The sequence below is a fragment of the Lentzea rhizosphaerae genome, from assembly GCF_042649515.1.
GTDB lineage: Bacteria > Actinomycetota > Actinomycetes > Mycobacteriales > Pseudonocardiaceae > Lentzea > Lentzea aerocolonigenes.
This window is the reverse complement of the sequence record NZ_JBHRZI010000023.1, coordinates 249344-266592: the sequence shown is the minus strand read 5'-3', so window position 1 is coordinate 266592 and position 17249 is coordinate 249344. Positions and strand designations below refer to the sequence as shown.

Sequence of the window (17249 nt, the reverse complement as noted above, 5' to 3'; positions counted from 1 at the left end):
GCCGGTTACGCTGACGTGATGTGTCGGCCCTCGGTGTGGGGGAGCTGGATATGGTCGCGCGAGGTGTGGGTATCTGCGGAATCGGCGTGGTCAGCGCGTACGGGTGGAGCCGCCGGTCGCTCTGGGAGGGTCTGGTGAGCGGGAAACCCGCCGCCGTCGTGGTCCCCGAGCTGGGCAGGTTCCCCGGTGACACCGTCTGGGCGGCGCGTGTCGGGGAGGGCGGTGATCCGGCGGACGGGCCCAGCCGGTTCGCGCGGGCGATGCGCGCCGCCGCGAGAGAAGCCATTGACGACGCGGGCGAGCGCGGCTGGCAGCCCGGCCGCCGCGTAGGCCTTTTGCACGCGGTCGTACTGGGCGAAGTGGACCTGTGGCGCGACTTCTACGTCACCCGCGATGGCAAGCTGCCACTGCGCGACTACCTGGCGTTGATGCCGTCGACTCCCATGTCGACGTTCATGCAGGAATACGGTTTCCACGGCCCTGCGATGAACGTCTCGGCGATGTGCGCGTCGGGCAACGCCGGTCTGATCACGGCGAAAGCCTGGCTGGACGCGGGAATCGTCGACGATGTCGTGTTCGTGGCGACGGACATATCGCTGACTCCCGAGAACGTCGCCCACTTCGTCCGGTTGGGAGTCGCGATCGTGGACGCCGAGCCGCTCGACGCGTGCCGTCCGTTCCAGAAGGGCAGCAGGGGTTTCGTGATGGGCGAGGCGTCGGTGGCGTTCGTTCTTTCGCGCCAGTCCACACGTCCGTACGCCCTGACGCTCGGCGGCGCGATGTCGCACGACGCCTACCACGTCACGTCGATCGACCCGCGGCTCGACCAGGTCACCGCGTGCTTCACCGACGCGCTGGACAACGCGGCGGTCAGCGCGGCCGACGTGCGCTACCTCAACGCGCACGGTCCGGGCACCGCGCAGTGCGACACCGCCGAGGCGGCCGTGCTGGAGCAGCTGTTCGGTCAGGACACCGGCGTCTACTCGGTGAAGCCGCTGACGGGGCACTGCCAGGGCGCGGCGTCGGCGATCGAGGTCGCGGTGACCGCGATGGCCTACGACTGCGGGGTGATCCCGGCACCACCGGTGGTCGCACCGGCACATCCGCGGCTGCTGGACGGGCTCACCCCGGCCCGTGACGGCATCACGGTCAAGTCGTCGCTCGGCATGGGCGGCCACAACTCGGTGGTCGTGCTGGCACCGCCCGGCTGATCATGCGCGCAGGGCGGGCCCGATCCAGCGGCGCACCAGGGCACGCAGCCGGTCGTCGGTGACCGGCGGCGTCGAGGGGTGTTGCAGGAACGACAGGAAGAGGCGCATCAGGACCTCGGCGAGCCCGGCGAAGTCGTCGTCGGTCTTGACGCCCGCCGAGGCCCAGTCGACGGGTACGTCGCGGAGGATCCGCGCGCCGAGGGCGAACCACTGGCCGGACGCGACCGCGTCGGTGAAGAAGTCGCCCTCACCGGCCTCCAGGAGCAGGCCGAGGTACGGCTCGCGGGGAACGGCCCGCACGCCGAACACGACGGACTCGACGGCGACCTCGACGGGGCTGTCGAACGACGTCAGGTGTCGCGCCATCCGTCCGGCGAACTCCTCGGCGCCGGCGATGGCGACGGCGCTCAGCACGTCGGTCAGGCGCGGGAAGTAGCGGTACACGGTCTGGCGGGTGACCCCGGCCTCCGCGGCGACGTCGGAGAGGCTGGTCTTGGCGAGCCCGGCACGGTCGATGCACGCCGTCGCCGCCTCGACGATCCGGCGGCGCGCCTCCTGCTCGGTGCCGGGCGGGTTGCCCTGCCATCCGTGGTGCCCCATGCGCACCATCTTTCCCGAGCGGGATCGGTCAGACGGAAGCAGGTGCCGCGCGGCGCACCCGGTGCAGCGCCGCCAGCACCAGTCCCGCTCCGGCGAAGCAGGCCAGCACGTACAGGCCGCTTCCGATCGGGGTGCCGTCGGCGGTGACGCCGTTCTCCGCGCCGAGGTAGGACGGCAGAGCGCTGATCCAGAACCCCGCCATCACCACCAGGTAGGCCGCGGGGTAGATCCGGGTGAACGCGGGCAACGGCTCGTCCAGCGGTTGCCGGGAGGTCACGATGATCCACGCGCCCGCCAGCCAGACCAGCGCCAGCTCGACGCCGAGCACCCACGCCTGAGCTGTGGGGTTCCCGCGGAAGATGCTCGACGGGATGCCGGCAACCACCATCGCCAGTGGTGTGAGCACTCCGGCCAGCACGGTGCGCGCCAGCCAGCCGCGCCGAGCGAGACGCACCACCAGGTACGTCATGGCTCCCAACGAGACGGAGGCGAACAGCAGCGCGCTCTGCAACGGCACCGACGCCATGGCCGGTTGGTTGACGACCTGGTTGGCCGGGTTCCACGCCCACCACCGCAGCTGCGGTCCGACGTGGTCGAACACCTCGTAGAACACCTGCAAGACGAACGCGACGGCCACCGATCCGGCCAGCGCGCCACGGCGCCGGAAGATCCCGAGACAGCGCACCACCTCGTAGGCGAGCTGGCTGATCATCGGGTAGAACGCCACGATGTACAGCGGCAGGCGGTCCCACATGAACTGCACGGTGAACCTGTTGTGGGCGAAGATGAAGCCGTAGATCTCGTCGAGACCGAACCACTCCGGGAAGTAGAGCGGTGGTTCGATCACGAGGAGGTAGACCAGCGACGCCCACCACAGCGCGAGGTTGACCGGGTCGCCCGCGCGGTGGCGGCGGACCGCGTGCACCAGCGCGAAGACGGCGCCACCGACGACGAGCAGCTCCAGCAACGGCATCGTCGGGTGGGCGAGGTCCCAGGGCGCGCGGACCGAGACCACGGGGGAGACGTCGTGGCAGTCGAAGCCGAGGTCGCGCGCGACGGCCTCGGCGTCCGGCCCGCAGGTGGTGGTCATCGTGCCGCCGCCGAGTAGTCCGTGACCGGCGGTTCGGCCTGGGGATCGAACCCGAACGGAACCCTGTGCCGTCCCAACGCGGTGCGGACGCGATAACGCAGAAATGCCGCGAGTACACGGGGGTTGGTCATCATGTCGCCCAGCGACTCGTCGAGGTTGAACACCTTGGCGAAGTGCTCGTCGACGACCTCGTACTCCCGTGCGGCACCGACGATGAAGCTGAACGCCGGTCCCGACACCGCCGCGACGATGCGCCGCTTCCACTCGCTGATCTTCTCGGTGCCTTCGGCGCACGCGTAGCCGCGGTCCCTGGCCAGTGCCAGGCGCCACGGCACGTTCAGCGACTTCCGCTGTGCCACGAGGAACTTCGAGGAGAACGTCGTACCGACCTCCTCGGCACGCGAGAGGTGCTCGCGCAGCAACAACGCCGAGCTCGCCGCGGAACTGATGCCCTGCGCGTAGAACGGGTTGAACGCGCAGATCGAGTCGCCGACGAACACCAGCCGGCGTGGCGGTGTCGCCCACAGGTCGTAGCGCCGCCACTTGTTGCCGGTGGACCGGGTCAGGTGCACCTCGGAGAGCGGAGAGCACCGGTCCATCGCGGCCGCGAACAACGGCGTCCGGACCCGCCGCGCCGACCCGGTGAACGTCTCGGTGGTGCGCGGCATCTCGTGGCCCCACGAGCCCATGCACGCGATGGCGCGGTTGCCCTCGATGGGGAAGAAGTTGACCAGGAACTCGTGCTCGGCGGGGTGCTCGCCCCGGTGCTGGGTCGGCATGATCACCAGGTGCCGCCACCACCACGACTCCGGCGGCTGCTCGGGAAGTTCGTACCAGCGCGAGGTGTAGGTGACCTTGGCGTCGAGCGTGCGCACCTCCGGCTCCGGCCAGCCCGCGGCCACCAGCCACGAGGAGACCGGCGATCCCCGGCCCATCGCGTCGACGACGAGGTCGGCCTGCACGTGCTCGTCATCGGTGAAGGAGACTCCGGTGACCTCGCCGTCGCGCGTGCTCAGGCCGGTGACCGACACGCCTTCGCGGATGGTCACGTTGGCCAGCTCGCGCACCTTGTCGCGCAGCACCCGCTCGATCAGCAGCCGCGAGCCGTAGATCATCGTCATCGTGCCGCGCTTGCGTGCCGACCAGCCCTCTTCGTCGAGGTAGGCGGCGTCCATGGACGGCATCAGGTGCAGCCCGCCCGCCGCGATCAGCGCTTCCTCGAAACCGGGGAACAGCGCCCCGATCGCACGACGGCCCGAGTTCAGCAGGAAGTGCGGGTGCTTGCTCTGCGGCACGCCGCGGCGGTGCTCGGCGTCGGCCGGCAGCACGTCGCGTTCGAGCACCAGAACGTGGTCGAAGTGCGCGGAGAGCGCTCCCGCGGCGCACAGGCCTGCCGCGCTGCCACCGAGGACGACGGCGGTGGTACCGAGGCGCATGCCGACCAACTCCCTCGATCATACAAAGTGACTTCGAATGTATGATCGGCCGACGCGGGCGTCAAGCGACGAACTGGCTGCTCTCGTTCGTGAGTGGACGTGAACCCCTTGCGGCACAAGGCGGTCTTCGGCGTCGGCCTCCCGGCGGTACCTGTCGGTCAGGTTCTCCCACCACGATGGCCTTTCGGGTGAACCTCTGGCCGAGGGGGCGATGTGGCGGACCTCTTCACCCTGTGGCGCAACAGCGTCGACGCCAACAGCCGCCGTGCTGTCGACGTCTACGTGCGCGAACTCCCCGACTACCGCAAGATCGCGGACGAGTCCGGGGAACGTGCCGCGATGCTGGACTTCGCGGTGTACCTGCGAGAACGCACGGTCGCGCTGGTGAGGGCGAACGAACCGTTCCCCGCCGCCGACCTGGCCTTCATCCGCGCGGTCGGACGCAACCGCGCGGAGAGCGGGCTTTCGCTGGCCTCCCAGCGGCACGCCCTGCAGATCCACACCTCCTTGACGCTGAAGGAGGTGCACGAGGCGGCCAATCCACACGATCTCAACGACATCATGCACACGCTCGCCTCGCTGCCGGCGCTGGGGCTGGCCGCGCAAACCGCCTACACGCAAGGGTTCCTGGACGGACAGGAGGCTGTCCTGCCCGTCGTCGACCGCGTCCAGCAGCTGGCCGGGGCGTTGCTCGCCGACGACCCGGTGGCCGTGGACATGGCGGCGTCCGTGGCCATGAACCTGCCCGGCGACTGCGTCGTGACGGTGGTGCGCGTGCCCGGGGGCGATCCCGACCGCGCGGACGTTCTCCAGGTCCTGCTGAGCCGTCACTGGACACCGGTCTGCTGGACGGGACCCGGCGAGTTCGTCGCGCTGGTACCGGACGAGGCTGCGAGCCTCGCCGTCGTCGAGCACTTCGCTGACCTGGTGGGACTTCCGTGCGCCGCCGGCGCAGCGCGAGGCCGCAGCGGTGAGCTGAGCGAGGCGTTGGCGCGAGCACGACAGGTCAGCCGTGCCGCGCCTGTCCGGTCCGCACCCGGCGCGGTGCACCACCTGACCGATCTGTTCCCCGAGATCGGCGCCGCGCGCATTCCTCCGGTCGACAGGTGGCTGCGCGAGCTGGCACGTGCACTCGCCGACGGCCCTGACCTGCTGGCGACGCTCGACGCCTTCTACCGCAACGACATGGGCCGGACGCGCACCGCCGCCGCGTTGAACGTCCACCCGCGAACGCTCGACTACCGGTTGCAGCGTGTCCACGCTCTCACCGGACTGGACCCGGTTTCCGTGCGCGGTGTCCGGATCCTGAGCGCCACCGTGAGCCGTGCTCTGTCCGGATGGGAAGCGGTGTGAGCGATTTCCTCGGCACGTTGAGAAAACAGGTGCCCGCCAACGCCAGGCGAGTCGTCGAGCTCTGCACCGGCGACCTGCCGGAGTACGCCGCTGCCGCCGGTGACCCCCGCGAGTACGCGGACATGCTCGACTTCGCGGTGTTCATCCGGCGCCGCACCATCGAACTCGTCGCGGGCGACGAACCACTGACCGCAGACGACCTCGCCGTGGTCGCGGCCACCGGGGAACGGCGCGGTGAGACGGGCATGTCCCGCGCTGCCCTGCGGCGCCTGCTCACGTTGCACGCCAGCGCCACCCTCAACGAGATCCAGGAGGCGTCCGGACCCGCCGACCTCCCCGTGACCATGCGGATGCTCGGCTGGCTGGGGCCACAGGGAACCGCCGCCCAGCAGGCCTACACCACGGGGTTCCTGCAGGGGCAGAAGCGTTTCCTGCCGGAGATGGCGCAGGTGCGGCAGTTCGCCGAGATGGTGCTCGCGGGTGAGGTCGCCGCCATCGCGAACGCCGGCGAGCTGGGTGTGCGGGTGCCCGGCTGCTACGAGGTGATCGTCGCTCGAACACCGGACGTGGCAAAGGAAGTGGCCGCCGAAGCCGTCCACGCGGCCTGGCGCCGGTGCGGTGCTCCGGCGACCTGGTTCGGGCCGGGCGAGTTCGTGGCGCTGGTTCCCGCCGGTCAGGAGACGACCGCGGTCAGGCTGGTCAGCGATCTCACCGAGATCATCGGCGGGCCGTTCTCCGTGGGCACGGCCAGCGGTCCGGCCACCGCGCTCTCCGAGGCCTTCGCGCTGGCCAGACGCGTCAGCCGGGTGACACGGGCTGGTCACCTCCACACCGCGGCCGACGTGTTCATCGAGCTCGGCGCCGCGGACCTGCCGGAGATCGACCGGTGGCTGCACCAGCTCGCGGGCCGGCTGACCGTCGGTCCCGACCTGGTGGAGACCCTGGACGCCTACTACCGCCACGACCTCAACCGGCCACGGGCCGCCGCGGCGTTGCGGATTCACCCGCGCAGCCTGGACTACCGGCTCCAGCGGGTCAGGGAGCTGACCGGGATCGACCCGGCCAGCACGCACGGGATCAGGATCCTGAGCGCGGTCGTGTCCCGCGTGCTGGCCGGCTGACCCGTCAGAGCCTCGCGAGCCGGTACTCGTAGGGAGAGGAACCCGGCGAGGCCGAGCAGTTGCTGCCCTGCCGCGCGGAGGTGTAGGTGTAGCCGGACGGGACCCCGCAGGCCCAGACGCCGGTCAGGTTGTAGTTCACGGCGTCGAGCAGGAAGTACTCGTAGCGGAACCCGCAGTTGGGGTTGGTGCGCACCGACGACCAGGTGTAGCCGCCCGGAACCGTGCACGCCCAGCTGCGGTGCAGGCTGGCTGTACCGACGTCCGCGGCCACCGGCTGGGCTGTGGCGGCGGCCGCACCACCGGCCACGATCGACGCCGTGATGGCAGCGGTGGCACCGATCGACGCGCAGAGGCGCCCGAGTCCTTTTCCGATCACGTTGTTCCTCCGGGATGCCGAGCAGGTTCGACTGAATCGAAGCCTTCCAGCGCGGTGGTGACGCGTCTTCGTCGATTCGCGAGAAAGCGGCGCCGCGCGAACACCCGTTTTCGCGTGAAGCCGCAACCGCGTTGGGCCGCCAGGAGCTGTTGATCGTCAGCGGGGCGTGTCACTCTGGAGGTGGCGCACGTCGAGAAGGCTGGGGGAGAGCTGACCATGGCTGCGTTGAGGCGGTATCGAACCGTGGTGTCCGACAGCGCCCTGTGGGCGGACTTCCCGTTCCGGGCCGGGGACGTGGTGGTGAGCCCGCCCGCGAAGTGCGGCACCACCTGGATGCAGATGATGTGCGCGTTGCTGATCTTCGACAAGACCGAGTTCGACCGGCCGCTCACCGAGATCTCACCGTGGCTGGACGCGACCACGTACGACACGGCAGCGACGCTGGCGACGCTCGGAAGCCAGCAGCACCGGCGGTTCATCAAGACCCACACCCCGCTCGACGGCCTGCCGTTCCGCGAGGACGTGACGTACCTCTGCGTCGGGCGCGATCCGCGGGACGTGATGCTGTCGTTCGAGAACGCCACGGCCAACATCCACCCGGACGCCATGCCCCCGGCGGGCCTCGACATGCAGCCACCGCCGCCGGACCAGCTCGACCGGTTCTGGCTGTGGGCCAACTCGGACCTCGTCGACGACACGTCCTCGTTCGGCGTGACCCTGGCGAACCTCGTCAACCACGTGCGGACGTTCTGGGACCGGCGCGACGAGCCCCAGGTCGGGCTGTTCCACTACGCGGACCTCAAGGCCGACCTGCCCGGTGAGCTGCGGCGCCTGGCACAGCTGCTGTCGATCGAGGTCAGCGACGAGCGCATCGAGGAACTCGCGGCCGCGGCGACGTTCGACCACATGCGCGGCCGTGCCGACGACCTGGCGCCAGGCGTCGACGCGAAGTTGTGGCGCAGCAACGAGAACTTCTTCCGCTCCGGCACCAGCGGCCAGTGGCGGCGCCTGCTGGACCCCGTCGCGCTCGACCGCTACCACCGTCGCGTGGCCGAACTGGCCCCACCCGACGTCGCCGACTGGCTGCACCGGCCGTAGCGTTGGTGATGAACGGCGCATTTGTCCACCTGAGGTGAACGAATGCGCCGTTCATCACCAACGGGCAGCGCACAGAACCTCTGGCGAGATGCTTAACCTGCCGCGACGGTCGTCTCGACCACGCGCTCGTTGTCCGCCGGGTTGTTGTCCTCGCGGCCGTCGAGCCGCACCCGTGCCTTCAGCGTCGCCTTGCCGAGCTTCGCGTCGTCCTCGGAGTAGGTGTACTTGGACGGCACGGTCAGGGTGCCGTCCTTCGCCACGTGGCCGCGCACCGTGCTGACGACGTCGTGGTAGCCGTCCCACCGCTGGCGAAGAAGCTCGACGACGACGGCCTCGGCGTAACGGGCGTTGGTGACGGACACCTGGACGTCGCCGGTCTCGCCGACCTTCGCGGTGGCGGGGGCGACGACGTTCGAGACGGTCACGTCGTGCGTCTCGATCTTCACCGGGAGGGTGGAGGTGCCGGAACGACCGTCCGCGGTGCGTGCGGTGAGCGTGACCTCGTAGTCGCCGTCGGCGGCGTACCGGTGCGTGATGTGCGCCGCGCCCTGAGTGGCGGGGATCTGGGCGGACGTGCCGTCACCGAAGCGGATCTCGCCACCCGCGATGTAGCGGCCCGCCGGGTCGCCCGGCTCGATGCCGAACCGGACCTCGTCGAAGACGCCGGGGTGCTCCGGGAGCCGGTACACCAGGTAGGGCTTGAGCTGCGGCGCTTCCGACACCCGCAACGTCAGCGGCGTGGCGCCGTAGTCGTCGTCGTCCGCGACCCTGATGTAGAAGACCTCACCGGGTGTGGTGGTGAAGACCGCCGGGTCGTGGCTGCTGTTCCGGCAGTCCACTTCGGTCAGCGCGTTCACCGCGGTGCCGCGGTAGACGGCCACGGTCGCGCCGCTGGACCGCTGCGTGACCTTCGCCGCGGTGAACCCGGCGCGGTCGGCGGTGTAGCGGAACCACAGCGAACGGGTGGACCAGCTCTCGCACTTCGGCCTGGTCTCGCCCGCCTCCGTCGAGGCGGGGCCGGGGTCTGCCGCGACGTCGGTGTCGAACGGCACCTCCGCAGCCGAGGCGAAGTCGTCGTTCGCCGCCCTCGGCACGACCTCCAGACCGAACGTGACGGGTCCGGCGGAGTACGTGTCCTGCAGCAGGAAGTGGTAGGTGGTGCCCGCTTTCACCGCGAACGTGTTCGAGCCGCCGCCGTGCGGGTACTGGCACGCTCCCGGTGTCCACGTCAGCGCGCCGAGCTGGCCGGTGTAGGCGGAGATCGCCGGCTTCTGCTCGTCCGGGCGGTCGGTCGTCATCCGGACGAACCCGTCGGCAGGAGCGGTGAAGCGGTACCAGACGCTGTTGCTGCTCCACCAGCAGTGGGACGGTTCGCCGGAGTCCCGAGTGGCCCCACGTGTGTCCACAGTGGAGCTGAACGGCAGTGCGCCGATCGTGGTGGCGTTGGCGAAGTCGTCGTTCGACGGTGGTGCCGCGTGGGCGATGCCCGGTGCCAGTGCCGCCGTCAGCGCGACCGCGGCAGCGATGGTCAGTGCACGCAATGAAAACCCCAGTTTCCGCAGGCCGCTTTCGGCCTCTCTTGGGGAGAAACGCGCGCGGTGGCGTGGAGGATGGCTGCGGCGGCAAATTCGATCATCCATCGCAACGGCTGCGGCCGAGCGGGCCCGTCAGGTCGGACGGTCGGTGATGGTGAGGGTCAGGCCCGACTCGGTCACCGTCACCACGGCGTGCTGCCCGCCGCGCAACTCGCCCGCGAGCAACGCGCGGGACAGCCGCCGGTCCAGTTCCCTGCCGATGGTGCGGCGCAACGGCCGGGCGCCGTACTCGGGTACGTAGCCGTGGGACGCGAGCCAGTCGACGGCCCGGTCGTCGACCTCCAGCGTGATGTTCTGCTCGCGCAACCGTTGCCGGGTGCGGTCGAGCAGCAGCGCGGTGATCTGCCGCAGCTGTTCCGCGGTGAGCCCCCGGAACAGGATGATCTCGTCGAGGCGGTTCAGGAACTCCGGGCGGAAGTAGCGGCGGACCGTCGACATCAACGGCTCCCGCAGGTCCTCGACCGGCACGCCCGACGTGGCCGCGGCGAGGAGCTGGTCGGCACCGATGTTGCTGGTCATGATGATCACGGTGTTCGCGAAGTCGGCCGTTCGTCCCTGGGCGTCGGTGAGCCTGCCCGCGTCGAGCACCTGCAGCAGCGTGTTGAAGACGTCGGCGTGCGCCTTCTCGATCTCGTCGAGCAGCAGCACCGAGTACGGAGCGCGCCGGACCGCGCCGGTGAGCTGCCCGGCGTCCTCGTAGCCGACGTACCCCGGTGGCGCGCCGATCAGCCGCGCGACGGTGTGCTGCTGCGAGAACTCGCTCATGTCGAACCGGATCAGCTGGTCCTGCGATCCGAACAGCGCCTCGGCCAGTGCCCTCGCGACCTCGGTCTTGCCCACCCCGGTCGGGCCGAGGAACAGGAACGAACCGACGGGCCGGTGCGGGTGCTTGAGGCCCGCGCGGCTCTGGCGGACCGCGTCGGCGACCGCCTCCACCGCCTCGTCCTGTCCGACGATCCGCTGGTGCAGGTGTTCCTCCAGGTGGAGCAGCCGGTGCCGTTCGGCTTCGGTGAGCTGGGCGACCGGGATGCCCGTGCTGCGGGACACGACCTCGGCGACGTCGTTCGGCCCGACCTGCGGCGCGTCGGCCAGCGCGGCGTGAGCGGCCTCCAGCTCGGCGACCGCCTGGGCGAGCTCGTCGGCGAGACGGTCCGCGTCCTCGCCCTGTGCGGTGGCGCTGTCCCGCTTCAGCCGCCACACCCGCTGTTCCAGCCGGACCGGGTCCGGCGGCATGGGGGACTTCTCGCGCAGCCGGACCCGTGCACTCGCCCGGTCCACCAGGTCGATCGCCTTGTCCGGCAGGAACCGGTCGGTGACGTAGCGGGCCGACAGCTCGACGGCGGACACGATCGCCTCGTCCGAGATCCGCACGCCGTGGTGCATCTCGTACCGGTCCCGCAGGCCGCGCAGGATGGCGATCGCCTCGTCGACGGACGGCTCGGCGACCAGAATCGGCTGGAAGCGCCGCTCCAGCGCGGCGTCCTTCGCGACGTACCGCCGGTACTCCTCGGCCGTGGTGGCACCGATGACCTGGAGCCGTCCCGTCGTGAGCACGGGTTTGAGCATGTTCGCGGCGTCCATCGGCGCACCCTCGGCACTGCCCGCGCCCACCACGGTGTGCAGCTCGTCGATGAACAGGACCACCATCCGGTTCGTCGCGGCCACCTCGTCGAGCACGCCCTCCAGCCGTTCCTCGAACTCGCCCCGGTACTTCGCTCCGGCGACCATGCCAGCCAGGTCCAGCGAGATCAGCCGCCTGCCGCTCAGCGTGCCGGGCACGTCGCCGCGGGCGATCCGTGCCGCGATGCCCTCGACGACGGCGGTCTTGCCCACGCCGGGGTCGCCGATCAGGACGGGGTTGTTCTTGGTGCGCCGCGACAACACCTCGAGCACCTCGTCGATCACGTCCTCCCTGCCGATGACGGGGTCGAGCACGCCCTCTCGTGCCGCGGCGGTGAGGTCGCGCCCGAACCTGTCCGTGCGCCGGGTCGCGGACTGGGGTTGCCCCAGCCCGCCGAAGAGCTTTCCGACCAGGTCCTCCAACGAGTTGGAGCCGAAGCCGAAGATCCAGTCGTCACCCACCGCCAGCCACCTCCGCTCGACCGAGGGGTTCACACCTCCGATCCTCCGCCTCTTCGGCCGTGAGCACCGCTCGGAGGTTTTGCGCTGAGGTGCAAAAGCTTCTACGGGTGCTGACCCCCGGTTGGGCGGTTGGCGGAGCGGTGCCTGCATCGAAGTCGCCACCAAGCGCCTGCTGTTTGGCGCGAAAAGCACGTTCGGGCCGATAGATGGCCCGAACGTGCTTTTCGCGCCAAAAAATGTGTCCGGTAGGACTGAGGCGCTCTACGCACTAGTTGCCGGCTACCGGTTCCAGCTCCTCTGTCGAAGCCAGTTCGGCGATGGCGTTCGCCAAGTCGACGATGCGCTGGTCGCGGGCCAGTTCCGCGGCCAGCTGCGCGCACGTCGGCGAGGTGAAGACGTCCCGCACGGACAGCGTCACGTCGAACGTCTCGTTGAGCTTGTTCGCGTACCGCGTGCCGGTGAGCGAGTCGCCGCCCAGCTGGAAGAAGCTGTCGTGCACGCCCACCTCGGGCAGTTCGAGCACCTCGGCGCACACACCGGCCACCAGCGCCTCGACCGGCCCGCACGCCTCGTCCGACGAGGAGGACGACACCAGCTCGGCCTGGGCGGTGAGCGCCCGCCGGTCCACCTTCCCGTTGCCGGTCAAGGGGAACGACTCCAGCTCGCGGACGTCCGCCGGCACCATGTACGCGGGCAGCTGCGACCGCAGGAAGTCCGCGATGTCCGCGGTGCCCACGACGAAGCACACCAGGCGTTTGCCGCCGCTCGCCGAGTCCGCCGCGACCACCACGCACGACTGCACGTCCGGGTGGCGTTCCGCGGTCGACTCGATCTCGCCGAGCTCGATGCGGTGGCCGTTCACCTGCACCTGGAAGTCGTCGCGGCCGAGGATCTCGATCGTGCCGTCCGGCAGGTAGCGGCCGAGGTCACCTGTCGCGTAGACGCGCTCGCCGGTGGACGGGAGGCGGAAGAACCGTTCCCTGGTGCGCTCGTCGTCGTGCCAGTAGCCGTGGGCGAGACCGATGTCGCTGCCGACCACGATCTGGCCGGGCACCCAGGTCGGGCGGTCCTGCCAGCGGTGGTCCAGCACGTGGTAGCGGTGGTTGGACATGGGCTTGCCGTACGGGATCGACGTCCAGTCGTGCGACACCTCACCGATCGGGTAGACCACCGACCAGCAGATCGTCTCGGTCGGCCCGCCGGAGCCGATCACGCGGACCGACGGTGCCAGCGCGCGCAGGCGGTCCGGCAGGGCGAGCGGGATCCAGTCACCCGCCATGACGACGGTGCGCAGCGAGTCGAGATCGCCGGGCGAGGCGTTGTCCGCCAGCAGTTCCACCAGCGCGGGCACCGAGTTCCAGAACGTGACGCCGTGCTCTCGCACCAGATCCAGCCAGTGCGCGGGATCCGGTTGCTCGGACGGCTCCGGCACGACAGCGCACCCACCCGCGGCGAGCACGCCGAACAGGTCGTACACGGACAGGTCGAAGTGCAGGCCGGAGATCGCGAACGCGCGGTCGTCCGGTCCGACGCCGAGCCGGGAGTTCATGTCGGAGAACATGTTCACCACACCGCGGTGGTCGACCACGACGCCCTTCGGCGTGCCGGTCGAGCCGGAGGTGTAGATGACGTAGGCGAGATCGATGGCGGACTGCACGCTCTCCAGTTCGTCTTCAGACTCATTGTCGAAGTCGGACACGGTGAACGTTCGGACGTCGTCGGGGAACTCCCGCAGACCGTCCGCCGTCAGCACGAACCGGACCTCGCCGTCGCGGAGCAGGAACCGCAGCCGGTCGTCGGGCACGGACGGGTCGATCGGCAGGTACGCGGCACCGGACGCGAGCACGCCGTACACGGCGGCGTACTGCTGCCAGCCCTTCGGCAGCACGACGGCGACGAGCTCGTTCGGTTGTGCACCTGCCGTACGCAGGCCGCGTCCGATGCGCGTCGAGTACCGGCGGAGGTCGGTGAACGACAGCGTGCGATCGGGTGCGATCACGGCGGGAGAGTCCGATTCGGACAGCAGCTCGTGCAGCAGCACGTCCGGCACGTCGGCGGCGGTCTGGTTGACCTCGGTGCGGACCGCGATCTGCTCAGCCGGCACCAGCCTGGGCTGTTCGACGTGCCACTGCGCCTCGTCGTGGATCAGCTGCTCGATCAGCCGCACGTAGGCGGAGAACATCGCGTCGATCAGTCCTGGCGGGAACATGGCGTCCAGGAAGTCCCACTTGAAGTGCAGGATTCCGTCGATCTCGCGGATCTGGAAGTCGAGCAGCACCTGCGGGGTCTGCGAGATGCCGTACGTCTCCCGGCCCAGCGCGGACACCTGGCGGCGCGGCGGGTGACCGAGCAGACTGGTCACGACGATCGGCATGGCCGGCCTGAGCCCGGCGAACTGCTGCTGCCGCAACAGCTCGCGCAGCACCTGCACGCCGTTGAAGTGGCGGTGCTCCAGGTCGCTCCACATCTGCTCCTGGATGTCGCGTGCCCGTTCGGCGAACGTGCCGTCGGTCTTCTCGACGGCCACCAGCAGCGTGTTGGTGAAGTCGCCGAGCAGCCGGTCGATCTCGCCGTGCATCGGCAGCCGGTCGAAGATCGGGAAGTTGATGGTGAAGCGGTCGTTCTTGCACCACGTCCGCAGTACCTCGGAGAACGCCGCCACGAGGATGCCGGACGGTGTCACGCCGGCCTTCTTCGCCCGTTCCTTCAACAGGTTCCAGTCGTCGGGCTGCACGTCGTGGGCGCGCCGGTCGAACTTGACCTCGCCACGCGGGTTGGTGACCAGTGGCAGATCGGGCGCCGCCGGCAGGTTCGGCACGCGCGACACCCAGTACTCGCGCGAGCGGCGGTAGGCCTCGGAGTCCTCCAGCGCCGCCTTGGACTGCAGGACGTAGTCGCGGAACGTGATGTCCAGCGGCGGCAGGTCGTCGTCCGGGTTCTCGTAGAGCTCGATCAGGTCGGGGAACAGGACCTGGAACGCGCTCCACGCGTCCATGATCAGCAGGTCGATGCCGACGTGCAGGCGGACCTTGCCCTCGCCCAGCAACGTGAGCCGGATGTCGTAGAGCGGCCACCGGTCGGAGTCGATGACCTGGTGCGACATCTCTTCACGGGTGGCGAGCGCGTGTGCCTCGGCCTCGTCGGCGGGCAGGTCGCGCAGGTCCGCGACGCGGATGTCGTCGCCGTCGGTGGACGGCAGGACCTTCTGCGTGCCGTCGGGCAGCACGATCGCGCGCAGCATGTCGTGCCGTTGCACCAGCTTCCGCCAGGCGGTCTTGAACTTGTCGACGTCGAGCCCGTCGCGTTCCCACTCGAAGTAGCCGTGGCAGCCGACGTTGCCGAAGTCCACCGCGTCGCCACGGCCGATCCACAGCGCCTGCTGGGTCTCGGTGAGCGGGAACGGCTCGTAGCGGGCGAGTTCGTCCGGGACGACGACCGGGAATTCCTGCACTCCCGCGCCCTGGGCGCGCAGCGTCTCGACCTTGCGCGCGACCTGTGCGACGCTCGGCCCCCGGACGAGATCGGTCAGCGCGAGCTCGACCTTCATCTCGTCGCCGACCGCGGTGAGCAGCCGGATCGCGCTCAGCGAGTCGCCGCCGAGGTCGAAGAAGTTGTCCAGCACGCCGATCTCGTCGATCGCGAGCACGTCGGACCAGATGGCGGCGAGCGCGCGTTCCATCTCGTCGCGCGGCTCGACCAGCTCGACGTCGAGGTCCGGCCGCGTGCGCGGGGGTGGCGGCAGCGCGTCCCGGTCGATCTTGCCGTTCGCCGAGATCGGCATGTCCTCCACGACGACCAGCACGGCGGGCACCATGAAGTGCGGCAGCTGTTGCCGCAACGCCTTGCGCACCGCGGACAGCAGCGGTGGTGCGGCGCGGTCGGGTTCGATGTAGCCGACGAGCTTGCGTTCGCCCTCGACCTGCTCGTACGCGGTGACGGCGGACTGCCGCACGCCGGGCTGCTGGGCGAGCACGGACTCGACCTCGCCGAGGTGCACCCGGTACCCGCGGATCTTGACCTCGTTGTCGGTGCGGCCGACGACCTCGACGATGCCGTCCGGCCAGCGCCGGGCGACGTCACCGGTGCGGTACAGCACCGGGTTCGGGTCGTCGTCCAAAGGGTTTTCGAGGAACTTCTCGTCGTTGGCCTCAGGCCGGTTCAGGTAGCCCTGCGACAGGCTCGCACCGGACACGAACAGCTCGCCCGGAGTGCCCGTGGGCACGGGCTGGAACTCGTCGTCCAGCACGTGGACGCGCACACCCGGCACCGGAAGCCCGACGGGCGGCGCGCGGTGGGCGCGTTCGTCGTCGGTGAGGGTACGGCCGATGACGGACAGGTTGCACGTGGTCACGACCGTCGCCTCGGACGAGCCGTAGACGTTGACGACCTCGAACGGGAGGTGGTCCGGCGGCCAGCTGCGCAGCCGCTCACCGGCGATGCGCACGTTGCGCAGCCTGGCGTGCGCGGGCCAGTCGAGGTGCCACGTCCGCTCGGCCGTCGCGGTGAGCAGCAGGGCGTGCGTGATCTCCTTCTCCACCAGCCAGTCCTTGAGCGCGTCCGCCTTCGCGGCGATGTCGGACGGCGGGATGCAGACCGCGCCGCCGGCGGCGAGCACCGGGAAGCAGTCGACCTCGACCAGACCGGCGCCGGGGGAGGAGAGCCACGTGCCCCGCGTTCCTTCGGTGATGCCGCACTGGTCCTGGAGCGTCGTGATGAGAGTCCTCAGTGGACCGTGTCGCAGCAGGACCGCCTTGGGCACACCGGTCGAGCCGGACGTGTAGGCCACGTGGCACACCGTGTCGTCGTCGACCTCGGCGCCGGGATTCTCTTCGGGGGCGTTGCGCCACTCGTCGCCGTCGGTCAGCACGACGGGGAAGTCCCGGTCGAGGATGATCCGGTCGGCGAGCTCCGACCGCGTGACCAGCGCGACCGCCTCGGCGTTGTCCAGCATGAACGCCAGCCGCGCCTCGGGGTACTCGGGGTCGAGCAGCACGGCCGCCGCACCCAGCTTGAAGATCGCCAGCTGGGCCACCAGGCTGGGCTTGCCGCGTTCCAGGCACAGCCCGACCCGCGAGCCCGCGGTGACCCCGAGCCCGCGCAGGTGCTGCGCGAGCCGGTTCGCGAACCCGTCCAGGTGGGCGAAGTCGAGTTGCTTGTCGTCCTGCTCCACGGCGGTCGCGCGGGGGTCGCGGCGGGCCGCCTGCTCAACGAGCTCGTGGAAGTACAGCTGTCGTTCCCGCACGACGTTCCACCTTTCGCACACGGATTCAGTGCGCCGCAACGTATG

Annotated in this window: 11 protein-coding genes; 4 read left to right on the top strand and 7 right to left on the bottom strand. The window is 69.9% G+C overall.

Going from position 1 to position 17249, the window contains the following annotated elements; translation table 11 throughout:
- Positions 1 to 50 precede the first annotated feature (50 nt).
- Entirely contained in the window at positions 51 to 1211 is a 1161-nt protein-coding gene (locus ACFOWZ_RS28250) for a beta-ketoacyl synthase N-terminal-like domain-containing protein (RefSeq protein WP_382376937.1), read from the top strand.
- Here the strand turns inward: ACFOWZ_RS28250 and ACFOWZ_RS28245 are convergent, their stop codons facing one another.
- From ACFOWZ_RS28245 to ACFOWZ_RS28235, 3 genes are read right to left on the bottom strand one after another with little or no spacing between them, the layout of a single operon-like run.
- Positions 1212 to 1811 carry a TetR/AcrR family transcriptional regulator gene (locus ACFOWZ_RS28245; protein WP_382376936.1) on the bottom strand — a complete coding sequence of 200 codons (600 nt, stop codon included), beginning with the start codon at positions 1809 to 1811 and terminating at the stop codon, positions 1212 to 1214. It lies immediately after the preceding gene.
- Between the two features lie 28 nt (positions 1812 to 1839).
- Positions 1840 to 2901: a hypothetical protein gene (locus ACFOWZ_RS28240; protein ID WP_382376935.1), complete on the bottom strand. Its 1062-nt coding sequence runs from the start codon at positions 2899 to 2901 to the stop codon at positions 1840 to 1842.
- On the bottom strand, positions 2898 to 4337 hold the full coding sequence (locus tag ACFOWZ_RS28235; RefSeq protein WP_382376934.1) for an FAD-dependent oxidoreductase: 1440 nt from the start codon (positions 4335 to 4337) through the stop codon (positions 2898 to 2900). Before ACFOWZ_RS28235 ends, ACFOWZ_RS28240 begins: the two co-directional genes overlap by 4 nt.
- A gap of 213 nt (positions 4338 to 4550) precedes the next feature.
- Here ACFOWZ_RS28235 and ACFOWZ_RS28230 point away from each other — a divergent pair, with 213 nt between their 5' ends.
- Together ACFOWZ_RS28230 and ACFOWZ_RS28225 are read left to right on the top strand one after the other, a co-directional pair.
- Positions 4551 to 5690 (top strand): PucR family transcriptional regulator, encoded by a 1140-nt coding sequence (locus ACFOWZ_RS28230; RefSeq protein WP_382376933.1) that lies wholly within the window; start codon positions 4551 to 4553, stop codon positions 5688 to 5690.
- Positions 5687 to 6811, top strand: a complete 1125-nt coding sequence (locus tag ACFOWZ_RS28225) for a PucR family transcriptional regulator (protein ID WP_382376932.1) — start codon at positions 5687 to 5689, stop codon at positions 6809 to 6811. The genes ACFOWZ_RS28230 and ACFOWZ_RS28225 overlap by 4 nt, the downstream gene beginning before the upstream one ends.
- Before the next feature lie 4 nt (positions 6812 to 6815).
- Here the strand turns inward: ACFOWZ_RS28225 and ACFOWZ_RS28220 are convergent, their stop codons facing one another.
- Complete coding sequence (locus tag ACFOWZ_RS28220; protein WP_382376931.1) at positions 6816 to 7187, bottom strand: hypothetical protein; 372 nt, start codon at positions 7185 to 7187, stop codon at positions 6816 to 6818.
- Between the two features lie 216 nt (positions 7188 to 7403).
- On the opposite strand from ACFOWZ_RS28220, the gene ACFOWZ_RS28215 reads away from it, so the two are divergent.
- A complete protein-coding gene (locus ACFOWZ_RS28215; RefSeq protein ID WP_382376930.1) occupies positions 7404 to 8285 on the top strand; it encodes a sulfotransferase domain-containing protein in 882 nt (293 codons plus the stop codon).
- A 92-nt stretch (positions 8286 to 8377) separates the two neighbouring features.
- On the opposite strand, the gene ACFOWZ_RS28210 is transcribed toward ACFOWZ_RS28215, so the two are convergent.
- From ACFOWZ_RS28210 to ACFOWZ_RS28200, 3 genes are all read right to left on the bottom strand, one after another.
- Entirely contained in the window at positions 8378 to 9826 is a 1449-nt protein-coding gene (locus tag ACFOWZ_RS28210) for a PKD domain-containing protein (protein ID WP_382376929.1), read from the bottom strand.
- 126 nt (positions 9827 to 9952) lie between these two features.
- Complete coding sequence (locus ACFOWZ_RS28205; protein WP_382376928.1) at positions 9953 to 11962, bottom strand: ATP-dependent Clp protease ATP-binding subunit; 2010 nt, start codon at positions 11960 to 11962, stop codon at positions 9953 to 9955.
- Positions 11963 to 12230: 268 nt separating this feature from the next.
- Positions 12231 to 17204, bottom strand: coding sequence for an amino acid adenylation domain-containing protein (locus ACFOWZ_RS28200; protein WP_382376927.1), 4974 nt, complete (start codon positions 17202 to 17204; stop codon positions 12231 to 12233).
- Between the last annotated feature and the right edge of the window lie 45 nt (positions 17205 to 17249).